The organism is Bacillus sp. ES1-5 (assembly GCF_022487605.1).
GTDB classification, from domain to species: Bacteria; Bacillota; Bacilli; order Bacillales; family Bacillaceae_G; genus Bacillus_A; species Bacillus_A wiedmannii.
Window position 1 is genome coordinate 211,740 of sequence record NZ_JAKVPU010000005.1, and the last position, 24,611, is coordinate 236,350.

Below are 24,611 nucleotides of genomic sequence, written 5' to 3' on the forward strand. Positions count from 1 at the left end.
AGGTGTGTCCTACTTTCTTTTCTTGTATGGAATTCTATTATATCAAAGATATGGTTTGAATACCTTTTCGTGATTTTTTCGAAGTACAATCTTAGCCCATTTCACATTTTTCGTAGGAGAAGGTCCTGTAATCCACGTATGAACTGGTAGTGTACTGCAAATGACCATTGCTGAAATTGAGATTGTGGCCGTTATTGTGAATAATAATAGGCTATATAATATTGTGTTTTCTTGCAGTGTGAATAAAGAAAGAAATTTTGTACATAGTTGCAAGAAGAAAAAATGAGCTAAATAAGCACCATACGTGTAACTCCCAATAAATCGTAATGCTTTATATAAGAAACCTCGTCGTTGTACGATTGTAATAGACAGCACGTAAAGTATAATAATTTCGCATACGATATATAAAAACATAGACGGTTTTAAATAAGTTGAAACGGTTAAATGAATAGAGTTTGCTCCGTAAAAACTAAATAACTCATAATTGATAAATAAAAATAAGACGAAAAATAACATTGTTATAAGCGGGATATGTTTCATGACAAATAAACGCCAAGTTTTTAGTGCGACAGCAGCGATTCCTCCCATGACGAAATAGAATGAGTAGAAGAAGAAGGAACGATCTGTATAATGTAAAATGGTTGAGCTAGTCAATTTCTCTCCATTAAAAATGTAGTGGGAAGAATACCACATTAAGAGGAAATATAGACAAGCAAAGATGGTCATATATTTATATATGTCTTTTTTATTTTCTGTTCGTTTTTGAAACCAATAAAATAGTGTGCACAGCAAAGGGAACAATAAGTGAATTTGGAACATCATAATCACGTACCAAAGATGGGGCGCGGCTGTTCCGAGTAATAAACTTTTGATTCCGCTTTGTAGTGTAATCATATCGTTTGTTGTTAATAAGTAAAGAATAGACCAGAAGAAATAAGGAATGAGTAAATGTGCGGCTTTTTCATAAATATATTCTGTGTAGGCTAGTTGCTTCGTATATTGCCGAATTAAATGAAAGCCGACGATAAATATGAATGCAGGTGCTGAAAATTTTGCAAGGTTGAATAGCATGCCCATAATGAGGGATTGCTCAAGTAAGACATTTCCTTGATTCATTGTATATAATAAGGAACTTTGCAAAACGACAGCAAGGAATGCAATGCTTTGCAAAACTTTAAATTCTGGTGCGCTTTGTGTCATTAGGTACATCTCCTTCTCCATACATGATTATAGTACGGAGAATGGATAATAGGTGTGGAATATTTGTGAAGATTTTAACAAATTTGTGGCGGGGAGCAATGAATGAAATGCTATCAACGATTTTTGAATATATCTATCACAACAAAAAAGAGGATGCTTGTTAGGAGCATCCTCTTTCTATTTATTAAGCAAATTTGTTTTTGATCCAGTTCTTACCTTCTACAAGGCGAGCTGTCATTACGGCACAAGCGTTATCTGCTGTTACGTTTAACACTGTTGCAGGAGGATCAATGATTGTACTAATTGCTGCGATAATTGGCAATGCTTCTGGCGGGAAGCCGTATAGAGAAACGATTAACATTTCACCAATCATACCACCACCTGGAATAGCGCCCATTACTGTTCCTACTAATAGAGAAACAACAAGTGCAATTGCTAATGTTTTCGGTCCTTCGAATTCCATGTTGAAAATACCGAATAAGAAAGCAATTTTTAGTACGCCACCTAAAACAGATCCGTCTTTATGAAGTGTAGATCCAAGAAGGACAACTGTTTCACGAACGTCAGAAGAGATACCCATTTTCTTCGTTGCTTCCAAGTTCGCTGGAATACTAGCAGCACTACTACAAGTTGCTAGTGATGTAACTGTAGGAGATACCATGTTCTTCCAAAAAATTTGTACACCTTGTTTGCGACCCGCAAGGTATGCATAGAATGTGAAGAATACAAAGAAGTAAATTAGAGACGCTGGATAGTATACCATTGCTGCTCGGAAGTAAGTTCCAAGAAGTTGTGGTCCGAATTCACCAACTAATGCCGCGAAGTAAGCAGCAAGTCCGATTGGAGCGTAGTACATAATGAAAGATACAACTTTCATTGAAATTTCTGCACCAGCTTGTAAAAATGCAGCGAATGGTTTTCCTTTTTCACCAACTGCTGAAGTTGCAACCCCCATTAAGATAGAGAAGAAAATAAGAGCTAACATATTTTCACGAGATAGTAACTTCGAGAAGTCAGATACTGTTACAATACCGACGATTTGATCTGCAACACTAACAGCTTTTTCAGCTTTATCGGGCTGCGTTAGTTCTAATACAACACCTTGTGCTGGCGGGAATACTTTCACGACAATAATCATAAAAATAGCAGCTAAAATACTTGTAAATAAGAAAGTTCCAGCCATACTAGACATAATTTTACCGAAACGTTTTAATCCATCCATATTAGCAATAGATGACGCGATGCTAAAGAACACTAAAGGTACAACAATCGTAAACATTAAGTTTAAGAAAATGTCACCAAGCGGCTTTAAAGCAACGGCATCGGCACCCATGAAATAACCAATGAAACCACCAATTAGGATAGAAGATAATAAAATAAGCGGAAAGCGATATGCCTTCATAAATATATCCTCCTATCAATTAAAAAAATCATACTGAATTATTATAGCGAGTTAGAGCCCTCTTTACTAGGAAAATACCGATAGATGGAATAGCGTGAAAATCGAGAAATTTTTGTTTTTAAGCTCGGCATACAGCAGGAAATCTAGACATATATATTTGTAACCTAGTGGTGGCAAGGATGCACCGTAACTTAGGTTTGGAAAAAGGGGGAGGGGAGCGAGATGAATATTTTACTTTGCTGTGCAGCGGGAATGTCTTCCAGTTTGATTGTTACAAAAATGGAGAAAGCAGCAGAGGCAAAAGGGATAGAGGTAAAGATTTGGGCGGTATCAGGTTCAGAAGTGCGAAATCATATTGATACTGCGGATGTGCTTTTGCTTGGACCGCAAGTACGTTATTTATTACCGAAAATGAAAGAGTTATGTAAGGAGAAGGGAGTACCTGTTGATGTCATTCAATCTGTCCATTACGGGCTTTGTAATGGAGAAGCTATCTTACAAGCAGCTTTGTCAATGAAACCATGAGGAGAGTGGGATAGATGATACGGTTTTTAGAGAAATATGTAATGCCAGTAGCGGGAAAGGTTGCAGAACAGAGGCATTTGCTAGCAATTCGTGATGGACTTGTATTGACGATGCCTTTCTTAATTATAGGATCATTTTTCCTCATCATTAGTGCTTTACCAATACCAGGTTATAATGATTTTATGGCAGGTTTGTTTGGGGAGAATTGGCAGAGGGCTTTGGGGTATCCAGTTAGTGCAACTTTTAATATAATGGCTTTAATAGCTGTTTTTGGAATCGCTTACAGACTTGGAGAATATTATAAAGTGGACGCTTTAGCATCCGGGGCATTATCGCTTGTGACGTTTTTACTTGCGACGCCATTTCAAGTTGCATATATTATACCAAGTACAAAAGAGAGTGTACTTGTAGAAGGTGCTATCCCAGCTGCGTTAATGGGAAGCCAAGGGTTATTTGTAGCAATGATTATTGCACTTATATCTACTGAACTTTATCGGTTTATTGTACAAAAAAAGATAATTATAAAGATGCCAGAGACAGTTCCGCCAGCTGTGATACGTTCATTTGCCGCGCTTGTTCCAGGATTTATTGTTGTAACGGTTATTTGGATTTTACGCTTAATTATAGAAAATACTTCTTTTGGCAGTATCCATAATATTGTGGGGCAAATTTTACAGGAACCACTTAGTGTACTTGGTGCTAGTCTTTGGGGCGCAATAATAGCTGTTATTCTCGTTCATGTTCTTTGGTCATGTGGAATTCATGGAGCTACTATTGTTGGTGGTGTAATGAGTCCAGTTTGGTTGTCGTTAATGGATCAAAACCGAGTTGCTTTTCAAGCGGGTCAAGATGTACCGAATACGATCACCGCACAGTTTTTTGATTTATGGATTTATATGGGCGGATCTGGTGCGACACTTGCTTTAGTTATTGGAATGTTATTGTTTGCACGAAGTCAGCAATTAAAAAGTTTAAGTAGATTGTCAATTGCACCTGGTATATTTAATATTAATGAAATGGTGACTTTCGGTATGCCAATTGTCATGAACCCATTGTTACTAATTCCATTTATAGTAGTTCCGGTTGTATTAACGATTGTTTCTTACTTTGCGATGGAATGGGGGTTAGTTGCCCGTCCGAGTGGAGCAGCTGTACCTTGGACGACACCGATTCTGTTTAGTGGATATTTAGGATCCGGCGGAAAAATTTCAGGTGTTATTTTGCAACTCATTAACTTTGCACTAGCATTCTTCATTTATTTACCGTTCTTAAAAATATGGGATAAACAAAAGTTAGCGGAAGAAAAGGGGGAGTAAAGAACTAAAATGGATACGATAGAAACGAAGGCTTTTCACTTAATTTTGCATGGGGGAAATGCGAGAAGTTGTTCAATGGAAGCAATTGATTGCGCAAAGCGTGGAGAATTTACAGAAGCAGAAGCGAAATTACAAGAAGCGTTAGAGGAATTAAAAGAGGCGCACCGTGTACAAACGGAGCTCATACAGAAAGAAGCTGGTGGTGAAAAGACCGAAGTTACCCTTCTGATGGTGCACGCGCAAGATCATTTAATGAATGCAATTACGGTGAAGGAATTAGCGAGTGAATTTGTAGAATTATATAAGAAGATGTCAGTATCGGAATGAACCTTGCGTATGCAAGGTTTTTTTATGTTTTGTAAAGATACTTTCATTATTACTTACGTCGTTATATGGTTTACGATGACGTTATATTGGAAACGAAAAATCACAAAACTAAATCATCAATTAAGATGAATAAACTATGTATGTGTGCGTACCATCAGTGGAGTGTTATGAGCTCCACTGATGGTATTTTCATATTAACAAGCCTCCTTCTTCGTGGAAAATGGGAATGGTAATTAATCGATAGTAATAAATTCTCCTACACCACGAATTAATTTTTTTATATGCATACGTTCTGGTTTTAAAACGCTTATTATAGAATCAATGGCTTCTTGAGGATCAACAGATGTGCCACAAGTATAACAATCAATTGCTGCAAACTTCTTTTCAGGATAAGTGTGAATAGAGAGATGGCTTTCTGATAATAAAAGTAATACCGTCACTCCATATGGATGGAATTCTTTGTTACTTACATGTAAAACATGAGCACCAGAGCGATTCGCAGCATCAATTAAATGATGCTCTAAAAAATAGATATCATTTAATAGAGAAAAATCTACGCCCCATAAATCTACTATTATATGACGCCCAAACGTAGAATATTCCATACGTTCATACCCTCCTGGTCAAAACTGCATCTCTTTTTGATAGCAATGATGTAGGGTAAGGTTAGATTCTGAATTTAAAACGGCATTATTACGTTGCTCTAAATGTTCTTCTTTAAATTGAAACAAAGGAGCAAGAAGAGAAGGTAATGTTCGAGGAGTTGGCACAACATATAATTGCTCAATTTGATCGAGTACAAAGGAGGAGTTAGCAGCGATATGAAATCCCCAGTCAGTTCCGAAAGAAGGGACGATTGTATGATAACTTTTCACAGTTAATCCGGCATGTTCAATTGTGTTACCGATACCCCAATATACAAGAGGTGCATCAGCAGGTGAATTAGATTGAGAGACGAATGCACCATCTTCTGTTAAAAACGTAGCTATACGAGCAAATAGTTCACTTGTATATAAAGTACTTAATAATTCCGTCGCTGGATCAGGAAAATCAATAATAATTACATCATATAAAGAGGAAGGAGAGTTCAGAAATTCTTTTGCGTCACATACATGTACATTTACACGCTCATCAAAAAATGCACGTTGGTTTAAAGAAACTAATTCTGGGACATTGCGAGCCATTGTAATCATTTCTTCGTCTAAGTCGACAAGGTCTACATGTAAAACCGTTTCATATTTTAAAACCTCTCTTAAAGCAAGACCATCGCCACCGCCTAAGATGAGAACGCGTTTTGGATCTATTACCTTTGCCATAATTGGATGAACAAGTGCTTCATGATAGATTTGCTCATCGACGGAACTAAATTGTAGTTGCTTATCCAAATATAGACGAATGTCGCTTACTTGGAGTAAATTAATGTTTTGATAATTACTTTTTTTTTCAAATAAACTTGTATGTTCACCAGTTTGTATTTCTTTTAGGGAAATTTCATCCCATACATCTAAGCCGTGTGAATCTGAGGGTACTATGCTTACATTTTCCGATTGTACTTGCTTGTCATGCTCATCAGGTTTAGCTGGTTCGTCAGGTCTGTCTTGTTTATCAGGTCTTTCTGGTTTACCTGGTTTGTCGTGTTTATCTTGTTTGTCTTGTTTGTCCTGTTTATCTTCAGTGTCCTGTTGATCTAGTGCATCCGTGTTGGAATTTAATTCAGAATCCTCTTCTTGTTTATACCATTTATTTGGAACCTGTATTCTATAAATCTTCATTCTATTCTTTTTTCTATGTTTTGGCATTGGAATCCCCTTTTAAAATACTTTATTTTCTTCTATTCTATGTAATTTAATAGAGTTTGACTGGACAATAACTAGACGAGTATCTTGAATAGGTATTTGTTTTTGATTTGAGTTGAAATATCATATTTTTTCATTATATTTTTACGCTTTTTAAAAAAAATACTGTTTTTTTGTTTTAAACACAACTAGACAACTAAACACTAATCTATTTTCATACAGTTATGTGTTAAAAGCGTGTTGTTTTATAACACACTGTGTGGTTTTTTGGTGACACACTAATTGAAAGCGTTAACACACAAAGAAAACAGTCGAAAAAGTGCTGATTTTAGTGGTTTTAAAAAGTTGGCACGCTAATTGCAATAATAAATAGCGTAAAGAAAAATAAATAAACATAAATTTTTTATACTACACAAGGGGGATTTTCAAATGAATATTTTATTATGTTGCTCAGCAGGGATGTCTACAAGTTTACTAGTTACAAAAATGGAAGCGGCTGCAAAAGCTCGCGGTCTAGAAGGAAAGATTTGGGCTGTATCTGGGGATGCAGTAAAAACAAATATCGATCAAGCAGATGTATTATTACTAGGACCACAAGTTCGTTACATGCTTTCTTCAATGAAAACGCTTGCTGATGAGAGAAACGTTGGAATCGACGTTATCAATCCAATGCACTACGGCATGATGAATGGAGAAGCAGTTTTAGATCACGCGTTAACACTTAAAAAATAATTAGGGGGGAAGCGAAATGCAAAAGTTTATTGCATTCATGGAGAAATATATTGTTCCTGTCGCTGGTAAAATCGGATCGCAACGTCACTTAGCTGCGATCCGTGATGGATTTATTGCAGTTATGCCACTTATTTTAGTTGGTGCACTGGCATCACTAATTAATGGTTTTCCGTCTGAAGCTTTCCAAGAGTTCATGAAAGGTTTGTTTGGTGAAACGTGGAAACAAGTTGGCGGTGGAATGTGGACTGGTTCTTTCGCAATTTTAGCACTAATCATAGCATTTACAACAAGTTATAACTTAGCAAAATCTTACGGCGTTGATGGTTTGTCAGCAGGTATTATTTCATTTGGTGCGTTAATTATTCTTACGCCAACAACACCGAAAGAAGGCGGATTGAACTTAGCTTGGACAGGGGCACAAGGGCTATTCGTAGCAATTATCGTGGCACTCCTTGTTACTGAGGTATTCCGTTTCTTTGTACAAAGAAACATTACTTTTAAAATGCCTGATGGAGTACCGCCAGCAGTTTTAAGATCTTTCGCAGCTATAGTTCCAGCATTTGTTATCTTAACAGTAGTTGCAGGTATTCAATTAGCAGTGAAATTAGCTGGTACAAGTGTTCATGAATTTATTTTTAATACGATTCAATCACCACTGCAAAGTTTAGCAGGGACATTACCAAGTGCAATTATCATTGTAATCCTTGTTCATCTTCTTTGGTTCTTCGGTTTACATGGGCCAAATATCGTTGGTGGTATTATTGAGCCATTATACTTACCGGCATTAGAGAAAAATATGAATTTATTCAAAGGTGGTACATCTGCATTTGATGTTCCAAATATTATTACAAAACCATTCTTTGATACTTTCGTATACCTTGGTGGTTCTGGTGCGACATTAGCATTCTTAGTAGTGGTATTACTCGTAGCAAAAAGTGCACAATTACGTGGTGTATCTCGCTTATCAATTGGACCTGGTGCATTTAACATTAACGAACCAGTAATCTTTGGTACACCAATTATTTTAAACCCAATTTTATTCTTACCGTTTATCGTAACACCAATTGTGTTAGTAATTACTTCTTATACAGCTATATCTATTGGTTGGGTACCAAAAACAGTTGTGATGATCCCATGGGCAACACCACCAATTATTAGTGGTTATCTTGTAACAGGTGGACATCTTTCAGGTGCAATTCTACAGTTATTCAACTTTGTAATTGCGATGGTAATCTACTATCCATTCGTTGTATTATCTGACCGTTCTGTTGTTCGTACTGAAAAAGCAGCAGCACAAGGAAATAACAACTCTGTACCTATGTAACATAGTAATTGTTCTCACAGATAACGTTATCTGTGAGAACAATTACCTTTATATCATGTTCAAAAAGATGAGACCCATCTACAAGAACACCAAACTATCATTCATAAAATAATAATGTAATAGAAATGTTCAAACTGAAGAGGTATTTAAATCGGTTGAGCCATAATAGAGAGGGCGGTAATTATGATGACTACAGCAGAACAAATTCCATTCCAATTAATTTTAAATAGTGGTAATGCACGAAGCTTTGCAATGGAGGCACTTCAATTTGCCAAACAGGGGAAAATGGCAGAGGCTGATGAAGCGATGGTAAAGGCGAAAGAAGCGATTAATGAAGCGCATCATTTCCAAACAGAGCTCATACAATCAGAAGCAAGAGGAGAAAAAACAGAGATTAGTGTTCTTTTAATTCACGCACAAGATCATTTAATGAATGCGATTACAGTAAAAGAATTAGCAGCAGAATTTATTGACCTTTATAAAAAGTTAGAAGCGAAAGGGGAATAAAGCATGACTGGAATTAAAATTGCTACAATCGGCGGTGGATCTAGTTATACACCAGAGTTAATTGAAGGATTTATTAAGCGTTATGATGAGCTTCCTGTTCGTGAAATTTGGTTAGTAGATATTGAGGCAGGAAAAGAAAAGTTAGAAATCGTTGGTAACTTAGCGAAACGTATGGTGAAAAAATCTGGTTTACCAATCGAGGTACATTTAACACTTGATCGTCGTGAAGCGTTAAAAGGTGCTGACTTCGTAACAACGCAGCTTCGCGTAGGTTTATTAGAAGCTCGTGCAAAAGATGAAGCAATCCCATTAAAATATGATGTAATCGGTCAGGAAACGAATGGTCCTGGTGGTTTATTCAAAGCGCTGAGAACGATTCCTGTTATTTTAGATATTTGTAAGGATATGGAGGAGCTTTGTCCGAATGCATGGTTAATTAACTTCGCGAACCCAGCTGGTATGGTAACAGAAGCTGTCCTTCGTTATACAAATATTCAAAGAGTAGTTGGTCTATGTAACGTTCCAATCGGAATCCGCATGGGTCTTGCAAGATTACTTGAAGTAGATGCAAGTCGTGTACACGTTGATTTTGCAGGTTTAAATCATATGGTATACGGACTAGATGTATACTTAGATGGCGTAAGTGTAATGGATCGTGTGTTAGAGCTTGTAACAGATCCAGAAAAGCAAATTACGATGGAAAATATCGCAGCGCTTAACTGGGAACCAGACTTTATTCGCGGCCTTCGTGCAATTCCATGTCCATACCATCGTTATTACTACAAAACACGTGAAATGTTAGAAGAAGAGAAAGAAGCTTCAATTGAAAAAGGTACACGTGCAGAAGTAGTAAAACAATTAGAAGATGATTTATTCGAGTTATATAAAGACCCGAATTTAGATATTAAACCACCACAATTAGAAAAACGTGGGGGCGCTTATTATAGTGACGCAGCATGTAGCTTAATTACGTCTATTTACAATAATAAAGGTGATATCCAGCCTGTTAATACACGAAACAACGGAACAATTGCAAGCTTGCCACATGACTCTGCTGTTGAAGTGAACTGTATTATTACGAAAGAAGGTCCAAAACCAATTGCAGTTGGAGATCTTCCCGTACCAGTTCGCGGTTTAGTACAACAAATTAAATCATTTGAGCGCACAACAATTGAAGCTGCTATTACAGGGGATTATCATAAAGCGCTGCTTGCTATGACAATTAATCCACTTGTACCATCAGATAAAGTTGCAAAACAAATTTTAGATGAAATGTTGGAAGCACATAAAGAATATCTTCCGCAGTTCTTCAAAAAGGTAGAGAAATAAAGCGGCGCTATTTAGCCCGCTTTTTTTATTCTATTAGGAGGTATTACGATGATTAAGTTAATTGTAAACGCAGATGATTTTGGTCTTACAGAAGGTACAAATTACGGCATTATCGATGGACATATAAATGGACTTGTAAATTCAACGACGATGATGATGAATATGCCAGGAACAGAGCATGCGGTACGCTTAGCAAAAGAATATAACCTACTCGGAGTAGGCGTACATCTCGTATTAACGGCAGGGGAACCTCTTCTCGGAGACGTACCATCACTTGTAAATAGCGATGGATTTTTTCATAAACAAAGCGTCGTATGGGAAGGGAAGCTAAATGCAGAAGAAGTTGAGAGAGAATGGACTGCTCAAATTGAGAAATTCCTATCTTACGGATTAAAACCAACTCATTTAGATAGTCATCATCACGTGCATGGATTACCGATCTTGCACGATGTTCTTGAGAGGTTAGCGGCTACATATAATGTTCCAATTCGTCGTTGTGAGGAAGAGCGAGCAGTACGCCCGTTTTCTGACGTGTTTTACAGTGACTTTTATGCGGATGGTGTGACGGAAGATTACTTTGTGAAGTTAAAAGAAAGAGTACAAGATGAACAAACGGTAGAAATTATGGTTCATCCAGCTTATATTGACCCAGAGCTTGTGAAGCGTTCTTCTTACGTAATGGATCGTGTGAAAGAATTGCGTATTTTAACAGAGAGTAAGTTGCCTGAAGGAATAGATCTTGTGAAGTTTTAATAGAAAAACGACGGCTACATAATGCCGTCGTTTTTTCTATTTACAAAATGGATAGAACGTGTCCGCCAAAGGCTCCAAGTATAACGATAACCCAAGGTGGTGTTTTCCAAAAAGCGAGCAAGCAAAATAGAAGAGATGCAAAAACAAAATCTACAGCGTTCATAATTGTGCTTGTCCAAATAGGATCATAAAAAGCTGCTAATAAAATACCGACGACGGCTGCATTGATTCCAAGTAGTGCGCCTTGTATGTAAGAGATTTTTCTCACACTGTCCCAAAATGGTAAAACACCAATAACGAGCAAGAAAGCAGGAAGAAAGATCGCAATTGTTGCGAGTATTGCCCCAAGCGTCCCGTTTAACACAGCTCCTATATAAGAAGCGAATGTAAATAGTGGGCCTGGTACGGCTTGTGTTAATCCGTATCCAGCTAGGAACTGTTCTTTCGTCATCATTCCGTTTTGTACGAACTCACCTTCAAGAAGGGGGAGCACGACGTGTCCGCCTCCAAATACAAGTGCACCAGAGCGATAGAAACTATCAAATAAAGCGATGTAATAAGAGAACGGTCTTAATATTGGTAGCAGTAGTAATAGTCCGAAGAATAAGATGAGACAAGAAACTGCTATCGTTTTTGAAATAGGTACTTTTATATTTTGAGATTGGCTAATTGCTTGGTTACGATATAAAAACCAGCCGATAAAGCCAGATACTATAATGAGAATGACTTGTGTCCAGCTACTTGGCCATAGTAAGGCAATTGCGGCAGTTACAATAGCAATCGTCGCACGATTTCGGTCTGGCGTTAATTTTTGCGCCATTCCCCATATGGCATGAGCGACAATAGCGACGGCTACAAGTTTTAGTCCATGAATCCAGCCAGCACTTCCAAGATCGAACTGATTAAGGAATGAGGCGAAGAAAACTAAAACAAGCACAGAAGGTAGAGTGAATCCAATCCATGAAATAATAGCTCCTAATACCCCGCCTCTTAATAATCCAACTCCCATACCGACTTGACTGCTAGCGGGACCAGGAAGGAATTGACATAGTGCTACTAAATCTCCATAGCTTCGTTCATCCATCCATTTTCTTTTTTGTATGTATTCGTGGTGGAAATAGCTGAGATGGGCGACAGGACCACCAAATGAAGTAAGTCCTAATTTAAATGAGACGAGAAAAATCTCCAATAATGTGTGAAAAGTGTAATTGTTGTTTTTCAAAGGAACCCCCTATAATGTTTTTTCTATGTGCATTATACAAGAGATAGTAAAGCAAAAGGAACGATTCTAATGTAAAGATTGTGTGAATCTTTTCTTCGTAATTAAAACTTGAAAAAGTCATAAATGATTATGTATAAACCATAAAGTAGTAGAAGTAGTGCTGGGAAATTTATATAAGGAGAATGCCTGTATGACAACACATTTCTTTGCGAGGTTAACAGGGAAGAGGGAAATACCTCCTGTAAATACAGAAGCTTATGGTGTAACAGAGTTTATATTTAGTGATGATTTAAAGAAATTACAATATCGGATCATATTGAAAAACATCGAAAAAGTTACAGCATGCCAAATTCATTTAGGAAAAGCGGATCAAATAGGTCCAGTGGTTTTAAATTTGTTTGGTCCAATAAAGCAAGGTATTAGTGTAAATGAAGGAGTCGTGACCGGTGTAGTCAATGTGGAGGATTTTGAAGGGCCTTTACAGGGGAGAGCGTTTGATAGTTTACTTCATGAAATCATTCAGGCGAATGTATATGTAAATGTTTATACAAAGTCTAATAAGAAGGGCGAAATCAGGGGGAGAATCAGAAAAGTAAAGAAGTAGAAAAAAGGCTGTCCATATTTTGGAACAGCCTTTTTTTCTATAAGGTACAAATTTTAGTGGTTATTGTCGGCAAATCGATATATTTAAAAAACTGCTTCGATTAATTTTTTACAGGCTGATTTTTAATGAAGAAGTCCATGATATAAAACACTTCATCATCAGGTATTTGTATTTCAAATGTATTTTCAATTGGTTGTAATGCTTTTTTCACTTTCATATACATCCAGTACTCATCTTGTCTTCGTTTCTCTTTATCTGGATGAGGGAGGAGGCTTTCTCCTTTTTGAAGACGGTCAACCATACAGCTCATATGCAGAATCACACCCATTAAGCTGTCGGGAGTTAGCTGTAAGGAAATTAATTCTTGAATTGTATTTAATGCGTAACGAATTGTTTTAATAAGTAATGCTCCGTCGTTCCGCTGCATTTGTTGCTCCAGAATATCAGCCATTTTTGCATATGTTTCTTCATACGTAATTAATTCTTGAATTGGCTGAATCGCTGTGTAGTTTACAATGTCTTGGAAATGATATGTTAAGCATGGTACCTGCACATCGAAATTTGTGACGATACAAATGATATTCCGCTCTTTTTTTATGTTCTCAATCATTTTCGTTAAATCTTTTTCATGGACGATACTAATCGGAATAATTTCAATTAAGTCTTTGTCAAATCGCAAATAGTTCTCTAACATTTTTTGAATAGCTAAAGCACTGCCTTCCCCAGTTAAACAAGCTGTTAAAATAACAGACTTCATTGGTGATAGTGGCTTTTTCTTTTCTTCTTGTACGTTTAAGTAAAACGGTGTTAAGTTCTTCACTGTTTCATATAATGCATCTAACGAGTAGCCAAGTTGAGCTTTTCGAGCTGCTTCTAGTGCATGTGGAGTGCTTGTCATGGAAAGAACACGTACCGGAATTTTGAACTCAGTTTCTAATATATCACCAATATAAGCGAGCGAGCCCATATCGACGAGTAAGAGAAGTCCATTTACATTTTGGAGTGTTTTCATATACACTTTCACACGCTCTAAGAAATCTTTCGGCGATTCATGTAACGGCATATCGATACCGGTTACTTCCTCAATGCCGAGCAGTTCGTTTGCGACGTTTGCCATTTCTGTTGCGATGCCGTTGCCGTGCGCTAATATTAATACTTTTACTTCTGTTTGCGAGGCAGGAATTGGATCAACAACGAAGAACATTGTTAAAAAGCCTGCTTCATCAATAGGCATTGTTATTTGTAATTCGTCCTCCAGTAGTTGAATGCATTGCATAGCTACGGAAAAAGCGTCTTTATATTTCGTACGAATTTGATTTAATTGTGGGTGATGAATTTGTTTCCCAGCTTGCAAACGTTGTAGAGTTGTCTGTACATGTAGGCTTAAAGCGAGAAATACTTTTTCATCAAACGTCTTAGATAAATGCTTTTCAGCAAGTTCCGCAATTCTTTCACATACGGAAACGATATTACGATCCACAATTTTAAAAACATTTTCATGACTTGTTTTTTTAGATATTTGGTTAAAATATTGTACGAAAAAGCTTTGAATATCATTTTCTATTAGTAATTCTAATTCGTCCTCTTCAATACCGCGAGCTTGAAGTTCTTCGTATTTATAATCAATATAATCGTAAATAGAAGACCGTTTTTCATTCTCTATTTTATGATTACTCCAACCTTCATCACCTGTAAATATAAATGTTTCATTTGGTATTTGATATAGATGACGGCTCTTTCTTTCAATGAATAGCCCTTCTTTCATATACCAAGGTAAATCTGTACTTGAAACATAGACAGAATCACGTTTCTTTGTCACAAAGTCAGAATAGGCTTTCGCACAGGCAATTTGTACATCCGTTTTTAATTGCCCGATGTTATTGGGACAATTGTAAAAGACGAAAGCGCGCATTGCATTCGGACTAACGTGAATTTCCTTTCGCAGACGGATTGCTTCATTTGTGAAAAATAGTTGCAGTAAAGCAAATCGTTCTTTATGTGTACGCTCACGAAGTGGTGGCAGCGTAACAGTCATTGGTATACGTCTTGTAAATGTTTTTAATAAAAATGAATTTGGTTCTTCTGTTGTTGCAGTAATGATTAATACTTGTGCTTTACGCTCGTTTTCTGTTTCTCCAAGGCGGCGGTATACCCCGCGGTCAATAAAGGTGAAAAGCATTTCTTGTCCCTCTGGAGGAAGGCGATGTACTTCATCTAAGAAAAGAATCCCTTCATGTGCTTTTTCAATTAACCCTTTTTGATCACTTGCCCCTGTATAAGCTCCTTTTTTAATCCCAAATAACTGCCCCAGTAGTAGCTGTGGATTATTTGCGTAATCGGCACAGTTAAAGACGATAAATGGTGCATTTTTAGGAAGCTGTTCAACTTCAATTGCATATTCGTGCATTAAAGAAGCGAACATAGATTTTCCGACTCCTGTTTCTCCTAGCAGTAAAGTATGCATACCGTTTGGAGGATAGAGAATAGAAGCTTTCGCTTTTTCGATTGCGATTTTAAGGCTTGTATTTTCAATTGCAAATGTATCTAATGAAGTCATTTCCTTTGAATGCGTTTCCAACGAAGCGTTCGTTTCTATATAAAAATGAACAGGACGCGTATTTGTTTTTAATAAACGTTTATCTTTTACAAGTTTGTTTAAGTCGCTACTTACATTGGCACGATCTAGTTGTAGAAGGGTAGCGAGTTCTGATGCGGTTACACCTTCTATATAATTGCCTTCTTGTATTGCGTTAAAAATGAGATCTATTCGTTTCATTTCTATTCACCTCGAAACTTCATCACTATTTAAAATTTTACACAAAAATGGGAAGGGTGGGAAGAGAAAAATAAAACAGCTTTAGCAAATAGGCACTAAAGCTGTTACAATCTTGTGTCTTTCCAAAAGTTCACTTCGAGGTGAGAAGATGGATTATAGGGAAGAAGTTTGTATCCTTGTGACTGTAAGTAATCAATTACTTTAGGCAGTATTTGTACAGTTACACTCGAATCATGCATTAAAATCACTTCGACTTGTTCATCGCTCTGATTACGTACTCTTTCTAGTATGGCAGAAGGATTGTCATAGCTTTTCCAGTCATATGTATCGATTGTCCAATCCCACATTTTATACTGGGCGGATACAAGTGCATCACGGTAATTCTTTTTTAAGTAAGGCATGCTACCATACGGGACACGGACGAGATGTGTATTTAATTTTGTAACTTGCTGAACAATATTTTGTGTTTGTTCCATCTCTGTAATTAAAGCGGATGGATCGCCAGTGTAAAGGCGTTTTACATCGTGTGACATACTGTGAAGTCCGATATAATGTCCTTCTTTAATTAATCGTTGCATTGTTTTTTTATAATGGGGCACTTTTCCACCAATAACAAAGAAAGTTGCTTTTCCGTTCTTTTCTTTTAAGATGTTTAAAATTTGCGTAGTATATTTGTTTGGTCCGTCATCAAATGTTAAGTACGCGATTTTTTTGATAGGAGAGGTAGTTTCAGTATTTGGATGATGTTCAGCAGGGGTCATTGTAGTTGCTCCTGCATGAGATGACGCGTACATAGTAATCGTTAAAAATAAAATAATGTATTGAAATACTCGCTTGATCATAACATTCACCCTCAGTTTGACAATCAAGATGTAAAAAAGAAAATATAATCCTTTTCTTATTATGTATATCTTTCTCCAATAGTGGGACTCTCAAACAAACTATATTTTGGAAATATGAAATGAGGAATAAAAAATAAAAAATAGCATCCTCTTTCTTATAAGAGGATGCTATTTGAATATTTCATAATTGTAAAGGCTATACTACAATTAGTCTTCGCGTTTTTTCACTTTTTTATAAAAGGAAATAAGTGGTTTGTAACGTTCATGTACAAGCCCAATTACTTCAGCAATGATTTCTGTAAAGAAGATTAAAACGAAAAGAAGAATAATGGATAACCATAATGTCGCACTAGAGAAAATGATTGCATTTACACTAAAGAAAATACCAAATGCGTATATAATTAGTACCGTTTTACGATGAGAGAAGCCCATTGCAAGTAAACGGTGATGTAAATGCGATTTATCTGGTGCTGAAATAGGTTTTTTATTTACGATACGACGGATAATTGCAAATGTCGTATCAAATACAGGTACGCCTAAAATGATAACTGGAACGATAAAGCTGAATAACGTTACACTTTTGTATAATCCAAGTAACGATATAACAGAAATACAGTATCCTAAAAATAGTGCGCCTGTATCTCCCATGAAAATTTTTGCTGGATGGAAGTTGTAGAATAAAAATCCAATTGTACTTGCTAATGTAATTAATGCTAGTGGTAAGATAATAGCGGCTCCAGTGCCCCATGGGCTAGTGAAGGCCATATATGCTAGCGTTGCAAGTACGATAGATGAAATACCAGCAGATAACCCATCTAAGCCATCAATTAAGTTGATTGCATTTGTAATACCTACAATCCAAAATACTGTAATTGGATAGGCAAGCCATCCAAGTTCAGTATCCCCGAGGATTGGGATATATAATACTTGCACTAATAATCCGCTTTTTACAATCATCATGGCAACTAGTAGTTGTCCACCGAATTTTACCTTCGCAGATAACTCGTACATATCATCTAAAATACCGATGATTACAATGATAATCGCACCTAGCGTTATCGATAACATTCTTTGTTCGTATAAGCCGCCGACAACAAATCCTACAGCTACACCAATAAATATCGCTAACCCGCCAAGACGAGGCATAATCTTTTGATGCACTTTACGAGCGTTTGGCTTATCTGTTGCTCCTATTTTAAAAGCTAACTTAATAACTAAAGGAGTAACGACGAGTACAGTGATGAAAGATGCCAAGATGGCATAAATCACTTGTGAGTCCATTAATACCCCACCCTTTTATAGTCTAACGTAATTTTTTTTAATATATTTATCTGAAAATTATGATGTTTATTTACAGGCTCATAACATATGGTATCACAAAAAGATTAGAATTCAATCTTTTTTTCTTTGTGTGGTAAATGGAAGCGGATAGAATATATGACAATTGTATACAGAATGTTGAATCATTTGAGAAGGTTAATCGTATTGGGCTTTGGAATATGACATTTTCTCTTTTTCTTCGATAGTGAATACTTTTATTTCAGTATTATAAGTGTTACACGTAGAAATGAGTAAGTTTCGTGTTAAAATGTGGGAATTTATCCGCATGAACGGGCAGTAAGGTTCACACCTCAAAATTCAGTTGGAGAAAAGAAGTTAGGTGGGGATCTTAATTCCTGTAAAAGCCTGATTGGTTTAACTAATAATTAGTCGATGATGGACGACCCTTACTGAATAAAGTTTCATTTTATATTCTTACATGTAATTTTACAAAAACTTAAAAAAGAATGGGAAAAGTAATTCATATAATAAAGAAGTAAAAGAGTTTTCTCATTTTTAATGTGAGAGGGGGAAGCACAGGGAGAATTCTATGTATTCGTATATTTTCTATTGTATATTCCTGTGCGAAAAGGAAATGAAAATTACGATAATAGGTACCGGATACGTTGGATTAATTACAGGAGTAGGATTGGCAATGTTAGGCCATTCAGTCACATGTTTTGATATAAATGATGAGAAAATTGAACGAATAAAGCAAGGAGATCTGCCTATTTATGAAGCGGGTTTATATGAATTAATAAATGATGCATGTGAGAATGATTGTTTAACTTTTACAACAAGTAGAGTAAAAGCATTTTACGATGCAGAATTTATATTTATTGCAGTTGGAACGCCATCTTTATTAGATGGGACAGCGGATTTAACATATATTCGAAGTGCTTGTGACGATATTGGAACATATGCGACGAATGACATTATTGTCGTTACGAAAAGTACGGTTCCTGTAGGTACAAATGATGTTATGAGGGGATGGATTGAGGAGAAATTACAAAATAGATATGAATTACATATCGTATCGAATCCGGAATTTTTACGGGAAGGTTCAGGGATTTACGATTTTTTTCAGGGAGATCGTATTGTAATTGGAGCAGATAATGAGGAAGCGGCACGAAAAGTGGAGAATTTGTATAGTGAATTACGCTTAAAAACGTATGTTACAGATATAAAAAGTGCAGAGATGATTAAATATGCATCGAATGCTTTTTTAGCGACAAAAATTAGTTTTATCAATGAAATTTCAAATATATGTGAGAAGGTAGGAGCTAATGTATTAGACGTTGCACAAGGGATGGGAATGGATAAGAGAATTGGGACGTCTTTTTTAAATGCGGGCATTGGTTATGGGGGATCGTGTTTTCCGAAAGATACGAAAGCCCTTGTGCAAATTGCAGGGAATGTGGCGCATGATTTTCGCTTGTTAAAAGCAGTTATTGAAGTGAATAATAAACAACAGTTGTTATTGATTGAGAAAGCGAAGAAAGTATTAAATATGAACAAGAAGCGGATTGCGGTGCTGGGAGCGGCATTTAAACCGAATACTGATGATATAAGAGACGCACCATCTCTTATTATGATACAAGAATTAATTCATATAGGTGCGGATGTAGTTCTATATGACCCAAAAGCGATTCCAAATATGAAAAATATCTTTGGAGAGACTATACAATATAGCGAATGTATAGATGAATCGATTAGAGGAGCGAGTGCGGCTTTTATCATGACAGAATGGGAGGCTATCCGAGCTTATCCGTTAGAAAAGTACGCACAACTTATGAGAGAGCCTATTTTATTAGATGGAAGAAATTGTTATACTATTGGAGATGTCAAGAAGCAAGAGATAGATTATTATTCGGTTGGAAGAGAAAGTATTTGTAAGAGGGACTTTTCCGTTATTCGTTAAAAAGGCATGTATTCATGTATATTCTTATATGTCATAATAGAATTTGTAACTAGTGAAAGAAAAGAGGCAATGAAATGACTGAACGTTTAAAAGTAATGACAATTTTCGGGACACGTCCAGAAGCAATTAAAATGGCACCTCTTGTATTAGAGTTGCAAAAGCATCCAGACAAAATTGAATCGATTGTGACTGTAACAGCACAACATCGTCAAATGTTAGACCAAGTATTAAGTATCTTTGGAATTACGCCAGATTTCGATTTGAATATTATGAAAGACCGCCAAACTTTAATTGATATTACAACGCGTGGTTTAGAAGGTTTGGATAAAGTAATGAAAGAAGCAAAGCCGGATATTGTACTTGTACATGGTGATACAACGACAACATTTATTGCAAGTTTAGCTGCTTTCTACAATCAAATTCCAGTAGGTCATGTTGAAGCAGGACTTCGTACATGGGATAAATATTCTCCATACCCAGAAGAGATGAATCGCCAATTAACAGGCGTTATGGCAGATCTTCATTTCTCACCTACAACAAAATCAGCAACGAACTTACAGAAAGAAAATAAAGATGAGTCACGCATTTTCATAACAGGAAATACAGCGATTGACGCACTAAAAACGACTGTAAAAGAAACATATAGTCATCCTGTATTAGAGAAACTTGGAAACGATCGTCTTGTACTTATGACAGCTCACCGCCGTGAAAACTTAGGAGAGCCAATGCGTAATATGTTCCGTGCAATTAAACGTCTTGTTGATAAGCATGAAGACGTACAAGTTGTGTATCCTGTTCATATGAACCCTGTTGTTCGTGAAACAGCGAATGATATTTTAGGCGATCACAGCCGCATTCATTTAATTGAGCCGCTAGATGTAATTGATTTCCACAATGTTGCAGCTCGTTCATACTTAATGTTAACTGATTCTGGTGGTGTACAAGAGGAAGCGCCGTCACTTGGTGTACCAGTTCTTGTTCTTCGTGATACAACAGAGCGCCCAGAAGGTATTGAAGCAGGTACGTTGAAATTAGCAGGAACAGACGAAGAGACAATCTTTGGTCTTGCTGATGAGTTGTTATCAGATAAAGAAGCTCATGATAAGATGTCAAAAGCATCTAATCCTTACGGTGATGGCCGTGCATCAGAGCGCATTGTAGAAGCAATTTTGCAACACTTTAATAAGTAAATAAAAAAGAGCCAAATCATGTGCGATTTGGCTCTTTTTGTTATTGCTGATTTCTCATAATCCACTCTGCATGAGCATTCGTAGAAGGAGGTGGTTCAGTTGGTGTTTTGTTCTGATTCTGATTCGTTTCTTTCTTTGCTTTTTCGTCAGAGTTAGAATTTGAAGAAGGATTTGATTCGGTTTTTGTAGTTGGATTTTCTTGAGTGTTTGCTGTTTCTCCTAATTCTTTTTTAATTTCATTACGTACTGTCTCTACACCGATTGGATCTGGAAGGAAGTAATAAATACCACCTATTTTTTTGTCTTCTCCTTCAAGCTTGAACGTTTGTATTGTAGAAGGATCAAACCCAGATAGTTTATTGTAAAGTGCAAGTCCGTCAGAAATAGGAATGTCAGTTTTTATATATTTTCCAACGACTGCCGTTAAATCTTTAATTTTAAATACGGTAGAGGCTGAATTTAGTTTTTGAGCAACAGCGGCTAGTAATTGTCTTTGTCTAGCGGCCCGACCATAATCGCCGTTTGGATCCTGCTTTCGCATACGTACGTATGCGAGTGCTTCTTCCCCATTTAAGTCTTGTTGTCCTTGCTTAAATTCGATTTTTTTGTAGTAATCCACGTCCGAACGCTCCCAAAAATCGAATGGGACATCAACAGTAACACCGCCAACAGCATCAACAATACCTTTAAAGCCTTGGAAATCAATTTTAATATAATGGTCTACAGGAACTTTTAGAAAACCTTCGACAGTTTTGATTGCCATTTCTTCTCCACCGTAAGCGTGCGCAGCGTTAATTTTGTCCTCTTTGTTCTTACCAACAATTGGAACGCGACTATCACGAGGGATACTCATAAGCGAAATCTTTTTAGTTTTAGGATTGACGGTCGCAAACATTAATGAATCTGTACGACCGTTTTGACCGTCCGTTGCATAATCTTCTATGCCCATAATGAGGAGTGTAAAAGGCTCCTTTGTAATTTCTACATCTTCGGTTCTCAAGTCCGATTTTTGACGAGTAAAACCACTATACATCCCCATGAGAGAAGAGTAGGAATTTAATATATAAAGTCCTACACCACCAAATAAAAATACGAAAATAAGGAAGTAGAAAAACTTTCTTCTTCGTTTCTTTTTTATTCTGCTATTTTGGAGATGATAATAACGTTCTTCCATATATAATCTCCTTAGTTCATTTGTAGGAAAGTAATTCACTACATTAATCTTTAAAGGTGAGGATGTAGTTATTCTTAGATAACATCTTGTTCTAAGTACAACATATCTCCTTCTGTAATTGTACATTTCCCATTTGTTAACTCAATCATCCAATCCGTGAATGCTTGTTTTCCGTCTTCTTCTACATACGTATCAAATGTGACATTTTCGAGATAATGTATATCTTTAATGGCATATTTCGAATTACGTAATTCATTTTCAATTTTGCCAAGTAATGTGTAATCAATTTCGGTCTGCATAACACGCATTAGTTTCCGCAGAACAACACCGACATGATTAATGCCTTCGCTTGTACATTTTCCATATGCGCGAATTAATCCACCTGCGCCAAGTTTGATGCCACCAAAATAGCGTGTAACGACAACGACGGTATCTTTTAAACCGCGTTTTTTTAGTACCTCTAACATAGGTACACCAGCTGTACCGCTAGGTTCTCCATCATCATTTGCTTTTTGGATTTGATCTTGTTCGCCAATCAAATACGCAGAACAATTATGTGTGGCATTCCAATTTTGTTTTTTTATTTTTTGTATAAATTCTTGAGCTTCTGCTTCGGTTGTAGCTCTGCTAACATAACAAATAAATCTTGATTTTTGAATGACAATTTCGTGCTCACCGTAGTCTTTGATTGTTAAATATTGTAATAACACTCGTATACGCCCCTATCTACCAAAATGACTAGTACTTTACATTTTAAAAGCGAGCGTTTTTATATTCAAACATTTTTTATAAATAAGTTGAAATTTTTGGTGAGTATTTCACCTTTTTGTTGTAATTTGTCGAGATGGTAAGTATTATTTCAAATCGGCATTTTCATGTATGGATGCACCATTTTTAGTTTTCGTGTAAACTTAGGGAATAAAAATTTTTTTATAAGGCAGGTACGCAAATGAAAACAGCTATTGTTACTGATAGTACAGCATATATACCGAAGCATATTCGTGATGAACTCAATATATATATGATTCCATTAAACGTTGTGTTTGGAACGGAATCTTATCAAGAAGAAGCTGAAATTTCAGTAGATGATTTCTATGTAAAAGTACGTGAGCAAGAAGAACTTCCGAAAACTTCTCAGCCAGCAATCGGAAAGTTTGTTGAGTTATTTGAGGAACTATCTAAGGATTATGATGCGGTTATTAGCATTCATCTTTCAAGTGGGATTAGTGGTACATATCAAACGGCAACGACAGCCGGGCAAATGGTAGAGGGTATTGATGTATATACGTACGACTCTGAAATTAGTTGTGAAGTACAAGGATTCTATGTACGTGAAGGGGCAAAATTAGCAAGCGAAGGAAAGGATCCGAAAGAGATCGTTGCCCGTTTTGATGAAATGAAGAAAACGATGGACGCTTATTTTGTAGTGGATGATTTACATCATTTACAACGTGGAGGACGATTAAATAGTGCACAAGCCTTCATTGGTAGTTTGTTACAAGTGAAGCCCGTTTTATATTTTAGAGATAAAATCATTATTCCATTTGAAAAGATTCGTACACGTAAAAAAGCGTTAAAACGAATTGTTGAAATTTTTGATGAGCAAGCAAGTCAAGGTGTACCTATGGAAGTAGTTATCATTCATGCACAACGTGAAGAGGAAGCGAATGAATGGAAGGCAGAATTAGAAGCAAAATATCCTCATGTTACAATCCGCACAGGCTATTTCGGTGCTGTAATTGGTACGCATTTAGGTGAAGGTGCACTAGGTCTTGGATGGTATACGAAGTAATAAGATATAAAAAGCTCTCTTTTTGAAGAGGGTTTTTTTACGGATATTTTACGTGTAGTTGACAAGTTAATATTTGGAAATGGTAAAATGTACGTAAAATAAAATAATGAGGAAAGTTTTATAACTTACTTTTTACAAGAAACTATATTATAATAGAAGAGAGGTGAAACATATGGAGCATAATTCTTGTTTATGTCCAAAGTTTGAGTCAGCTTTTACTTTACTTAGTAAAAAATGGACTGGCTTGATTATTAAATCTTTGCTTGAAGAGTCAAAACGTTTTAGAGAAATCGCAGATATTATACCGAATATGAGCGATCGTATGTTGTCAGAGCGTTTAAAGGAATTGGAAAGCGAAGGCATTGTAGTTCGTAATGTTTATCCAGAAGTACCAGTTCGAATCGAGTACGGCTTAACTGAAAAAGGGAAAGCATTAGAAAGTGTTATGGATGAAGTCCAAAATTGGGCTGAGAAATGGATGAAATAACGTTTTGATTTCATTCGTATTAGTGTATTTAACAAAACGTAAGGGAAACCTTGCGTTTTTTCTTTGCTTATA

General features: G+C 36.4%; 24 protein-coding genes. 14 read left to right on the forward strand and 10 right to left on the reverse strand.

Annotated features, from left to right (window positions below; genetic code table 11):
* Positions 1 to 42 precede the first annotated feature (42 nt).
* Both MKO96_RS17930 and MKO96_RS17935 read right to left on the reverse strand, forming a co-directional pair.
* A complete protein-coding gene (locus MKO96_RS17930) occupies positions 43 to 1,200 on the reverse strand; it encodes an acyltransferase (protein WP_240588260.1) in 1,158 nt (385 codons plus the stop codon).
* Positions 1,201 to 1,384: 184 nt separating this feature from the next.
* The gene (locus MKO96_RS17935; protein ID WP_240588261.1) at positions 1,385 to 2,602 is read right to left on the reverse strand and encodes a dicarboxylate/amino acid:cation symporter; all 1,218 of its coding nucleotides are present in this window, start codon (positions 2,600 to 2,602) and stop codon (positions 1,385 to 1,387) included.
* A gap of 222 nt (positions 2,603 to 2,824) precedes the next feature.
* Between MKO96_RS17935 and MKO96_RS17940 the strand changes: the two genes are divergently transcribed.
* The 4 genes from MKO96_RS17940 (at position 2,825) to MKO96_RS17955 (ending at position 4,899) form a co-directional block, all read left to right on the forward strand.
* Entirely contained in the window at positions 2,825 to 3,127 is a 303-nt protein-coding gene (locus MKO96_RS17940; protein ID WP_240588262.1) for a PTS sugar transporter subunit IIB, read from the forward strand.
* A 14-nt stretch (positions 3,128 to 3,141) separates the two neighbouring features.
* Entirely contained in the window at positions 3,142 to 4,443 is a 1,302-nt protein-coding gene (gene celB, locus MKO96_RS17945; RefSeq protein WP_240588263.1) for a PTS cellobiose transporter subunit IIC, read from the forward strand.
* Between the two features lie 9 nt (positions 4,444 to 4,452).
* Positions 4,453 to 4,770: a PTS sugar transporter subunit IIA gene (locus tag MKO96_RS17950; protein ID WP_240588264.1), complete on the forward strand. Its 318-nt coding sequence runs from the start codon at positions 4,453 to 4,455 to the stop codon at positions 4,768 to 4,770.
* 75 nt (positions 4,771 to 4,845) lie between these two features.
* The gene (locus MKO96_RS17955) at positions 4,846 to 4,899 is read left to right on the forward strand and encodes a hypothetical protein (protein ID WP_240588383.1); all 54 of its coding nucleotides are present in this window, start codon (positions 4,846 to 4,848) and stop codon (positions 4,897 to 4,899) included.
* Positions 4,900 to 5,003: 104 nt separating this feature from the next.
* Here MKO96_RS17955 and speD read toward each other — a convergent pair whose 3' ends face one another.
* Both speD and MKO96_RS17965 read right to left on the reverse strand, forming a co-directional pair.
* The gene (gene speD, locus MKO96_RS17960; protein ID WP_240588265.1) at positions 5,004 to 5,375 is read right to left on the reverse strand and encodes an adenosylmethionine decarboxylase; all 372 of its coding nucleotides are present in this window, start codon (positions 5,373 to 5,375) and stop codon (positions 5,004 to 5,006) included.
* Between the two features lie 18 nt (positions 5,376 to 5,393).
* Positions 5,394 to 6,569 carry a polyamine aminopropyltransferase gene (locus MKO96_RS17965; protein WP_240588266.1) on the reverse strand — a complete coding sequence of 392 codons (1,176 nt, stop codon included), beginning with the start codon at positions 6,567 to 6,569 and terminating at the stop codon, positions 5,394 to 5,396.
* A 426-nt stretch (positions 6,570 to 6,995) separates the two neighbouring features.
* Here MKO96_RS17965 and MKO96_RS17970 point away from each other — a divergent pair, with 426 nt between their 5' ends.
* The 5 genes from MKO96_RS17970 (at position 6,996) to chbG (ending at position 11,211) form a co-directional block, all read left to right on the forward strand.
* Positions 6,996 to 7,298: a PTS sugar transporter subunit IIB gene (locus tag MKO96_RS17970; RefSeq protein WP_001023569.1), complete on the forward strand. Its 303-nt coding sequence runs from the start codon at positions 6,996 to 6,998 to the stop codon at positions 7,296 to 7,298.
* 16 nt (positions 7,299 to 7,314) lie between these two features.
* Positions 7,315 to 8,622, forward strand: coding sequence for a PTS cellobiose transporter subunit IIC (gene celB / locus MKO96_RS17975; protein ID WP_240588267.1), 1,308 nt, complete (start codon positions 7,315 to 7,317; stop codon positions 8,620 to 8,622).
* Positions 8,623 to 8,805: 183 nt separating this feature from the next.
* A complete protein-coding gene (locus MKO96_RS17980) occupies positions 8,806 to 9,129 on the forward strand; it encodes a PTS lactose/cellobiose transporter subunit IIA (protein WP_000989050.1) in 324 nt (107 codons plus the stop codon).
* A gap of 3 nt (positions 9,130 to 9,132) precedes the next feature.
* Positions 9,133 to 10,458 carry a 6-phospho-beta-glucosidase gene (gene celF / locus MKO96_RS17985; protein ID WP_240588268.1) on the forward strand — a complete coding sequence of 442 codons (1,326 nt, stop codon included), beginning with the start codon at positions 9,133 to 9,135 and terminating at the stop codon, positions 10,456 to 10,458.
* A gap of 48 nt (positions 10,459 to 10,506) precedes the next feature.
* The gene (gene chbG, locus MKO96_RS17990; RefSeq protein ID WP_240588269.1) at positions 10,507 to 11,211 is read left to right on the forward strand and encodes a chitin disaccharide deacetylase; all 705 of its coding nucleotides are present in this window, start codon (positions 10,507 to 10,509) and stop codon (positions 11,209 to 11,211) included.
* A gap of 40 nt (positions 11,212 to 11,251) precedes the next feature.
* Here chbG and MKO96_RS17995 read toward each other — a convergent pair whose 3' ends face one another.
* On the reverse strand, positions 11,252 to 12,433 hold the full coding sequence (locus MKO96_RS17995; protein WP_240588270.1) for a chromate transporter: 1,182 nt from the start codon (positions 12,431 to 12,433) through the stop codon (positions 11,252 to 11,254).
* Between the two features lie 190 nt (positions 12,434 to 12,623).
* On the opposite strand from MKO96_RS17995, the gene exsM reads away from it, so the two are divergent.
* Entirely contained in the window at positions 12,624 to 13,037 is a 414-nt protein-coding gene (gene exsM, locus MKO96_RS18000) for an exosporium regulatory protein ExsM (RefSeq protein WP_240588271.1), read from the forward strand.
* Between the two features lie 100 nt (positions 13,038 to 13,137).
* Here the strand turns inward: exsM and MKO96_RS18005 are convergent, their stop codons facing one another.
* The 3 genes from MKO96_RS18005 to MKO96_RS18015 form a co-directional block, all read right to left on the reverse strand.
* Positions 13,138 to 15,813: a sigma-54-dependent transcriptional regulator gene (locus MKO96_RS18005; protein ID WP_240588272.1), complete on the reverse strand. Its 2,676-nt coding sequence runs from the start codon at positions 15,811 to 15,813 to the stop codon at positions 13,138 to 13,140.
* A 104-nt stretch (positions 15,814 to 15,917) separates the two neighbouring features.
* On the reverse strand, positions 15,918 to 16,655 hold the full coding sequence (locus MKO96_RS18010) for a polysaccharide deacetylase family protein (protein WP_087983137.1): 738 nt from the start codon (positions 16,653 to 16,655) through the stop codon (positions 15,918 to 15,920).
* A gap of 207 nt (positions 16,656 to 16,862) precedes the next feature.
* Positions 16,863 to 17,936: a glycosyltransferase family 4 protein gene (locus MKO96_RS18015; RefSeq protein ID WP_000378314.1), complete on the reverse strand. Its 1,074-nt coding sequence runs from the start codon at positions 17,934 to 17,936 to the stop codon at positions 16,863 to 16,865.
* Between the two features lie 589 nt (positions 17,937 to 18,525).
* Between MKO96_RS18015 and MKO96_RS18020 the strand changes: the two genes are divergently transcribed.
* Both MKO96_RS18020 and wecB read left to right on the forward strand, forming a co-directional pair.
* The gene (locus MKO96_RS18020) at positions 18,526 to 19,896 is read left to right on the forward strand and encodes a UDP-glucose dehydrogenase family protein (RefSeq protein WP_240588273.1); all 1,371 of its coding nucleotides are present in this window, start codon (positions 18,526 to 18,528) and stop codon (positions 19,894 to 19,896) included.
* A 74-nt stretch (positions 19,897 to 19,970) separates the two neighbouring features.
* A complete protein-coding gene (gene wecB / locus MKO96_RS18025; protein WP_000140113.1) occupies positions 19,971 to 21,086 on the forward strand; it encodes a non-hydrolyzing UDP-N-acetylglucosamine 2-epimerase in 1,116 nt (371 codons plus the stop codon).
* A gap of 40 nt (positions 21,087 to 21,126) precedes the next feature.
* On the opposite strand, the gene MKO96_RS18030 is transcribed toward wecB, so the two are convergent.
* Positions 21,127 to 22,260 (reverse strand): LCP family protein, encoded by a 1,134-nt coding sequence (locus tag MKO96_RS18030; protein ID WP_240588274.1) that lies wholly within the window; start codon positions 22,258 to 22,260, stop codon positions 21,127 to 21,129.
* Between the two features lie 74 nt (positions 22,261 to 22,334).
* The gene (locus MKO96_RS18035) at positions 22,335 to 22,970 is read right to left on the reverse strand and encodes a YigZ family protein (RefSeq protein ID WP_240588275.1); all 636 of its coding nucleotides are present in this window, start codon (positions 22,968 to 22,970) and stop codon (positions 22,335 to 22,337) included.
* 239 nt (positions 22,971 to 23,209) lie between these two features.
* On the opposite strand from MKO96_RS18035, the gene MKO96_RS18040 reads away from it, so the two are divergent.
* Both MKO96_RS18040 and MKO96_RS18045 read left to right on the forward strand, forming a co-directional pair.
* Positions 23,210 to 24,052 carry a DegV family protein gene (locus tag MKO96_RS18040; RefSeq protein WP_240588276.1) on the forward strand — a complete coding sequence of 281 codons (843 nt, stop codon included), beginning with the start codon at positions 23,210 to 23,212 and terminating at the stop codon, positions 24,050 to 24,052.
* Positions 24,053 to 24,224: 172 nt separating this feature from the next.
* Positions 24,225 to 24,539, forward strand: a complete 315-nt coding sequence (locus MKO96_RS18045) for a winged helix-turn-helix transcriptional regulator (protein ID WP_000400858.1) — start codon at positions 24,225 to 24,227, stop codon at positions 24,537 to 24,539.
* The last annotated feature ends 72 nt before the right edge of the window (positions 24,540 to 24,611 follow it).

Coding starts and splice junctions, on each gene's coding strand:
- MKO96_RS17970 (WP_001023569.1), top strand. CDS start 6,996: ATGAATATTTTATTATGTTGCTCAGCAGGGATGTCTACAAGTTTACTA.
- MKO96_RS18040 (WP_240588276.1), top strand. CDS start 23,210: ATGAAAACAGCTATTGTTACTGATAGTACAGCATATATACCGAAGCAT.
- MKO96_RS17940 (WP_240588262.1), top strand. CDS start 2,825: ATGAATATTTTACTTTGCTGTGCAGCGGGAATGTCTTCCAGTTTGATT.
- chbG (WP_240588269.1), top strand. CDS start 10,507: ATGATTAAGTTAATTGTAAACGCAGATGATTTTGGTCTTACAGAAGGT.
- MKO96_RS18005 (WP_240588272.1), bottom strand. CDS start 15,813: ATGAAACGAATAGATCTCATTTTTAACGCAATACAAGAAGGCAATTAT.
- exsM (WP_240588271.1), top strand. CDS start 12,624: ATGACAACACATTTCTTTGCGAGGTTAACAGGGAAGAGGGAAATACCT.
- MKO96_RS18020 (WP_240588273.1), top strand. CDS start 18,526: ATGTATTCGTATATTTTCTATTGTATATTCCTGTGCGAAAAGGAAATG.
- MKO96_RS17930 (WP_240588260.1), bottom strand. CDS start 1,200: ATGACACAAAGCGCACCAGAATTTAAAGTTTTGCAAAGCATTGCATTC.
- celF (WP_240588268.1), top strand. CDS start 9,133: ATGACTGGAATTAAAATTGCTACAATCGGCGGTGGATCTAGTTATACA.
- MKO96_RS18045 (WP_000400858.1), top strand. CDS start 24,225: ATGGAGCATAATTCTTGTTTATGTCCAAAGTTTGAGTCAGCTTTTACT.
- MKO96_RS17935 (WP_240588261.1), bottom strand. CDS start 2,602: ATGAAGGCATATCGCTTTCCGCTTATTTTATTATCTTCTATCCTAATT.
- celB (WP_240588263.1), top strand. CDS start 3,142: ATGATACGGTTTTTAGAGAAATATGTAATGCCAGTAGCGGGAAAGGTT.
- MKO96_RS18015 (WP_000378314.1), bottom strand. CDS start 17,936: ATGGACTCACAAGTGATTTATGCCATCTTGGCATCTTTCATCACTGTA.
- wecB (WP_000140113.1), top strand. CDS start 19,971: ATGACTGAACGTTTAAAAGTAATGACAATTTTCGGGACACGTCCAGAA.
- MKO96_RS17980 (WP_000989050.1), top strand. CDS start 8,806: ATGATGACTACAGCAGAACAAATTCCATTCCAATTAATTTTAAATAGT.
- MKO96_RS17965 (WP_240588266.1), bottom strand. CDS start 6,569: ATGCCAAAACATAGAAAAAAGAATAGAATGAAGATTTATAGAATACAG.
- speD (WP_240588265.1), bottom strand. CDS start 5,375: ATGGAATATTCTACGTTTGGGCGTCATATAATAGTAGATTTATGGGGC.
- MKO96_RS18030 (WP_240588274.1), bottom strand. CDS start 22,260: ATGGAAGAACGTTATTATCATCTCCAAAATAGCAGAATAAAAAAGAAA.
- MKO96_RS18010 (WP_087983137.1), bottom strand. CDS start 16,655: ATGATCAAGCGAGTATTTCAATACATTATTTTATTTTTAACGATTACT.
- celB (WP_240588267.1), top strand. CDS start 7,315: ATGCAAAAGTTTATTGCATTCATGGAGAAATATATTGTTCCTGTCGCT.
- MKO96_RS17950 (WP_240588264.1), top strand. CDS start 4,453: ATGGATACGATAGAAACGAAGGCTTTTCACTTAATTTTGCATGGGGGA.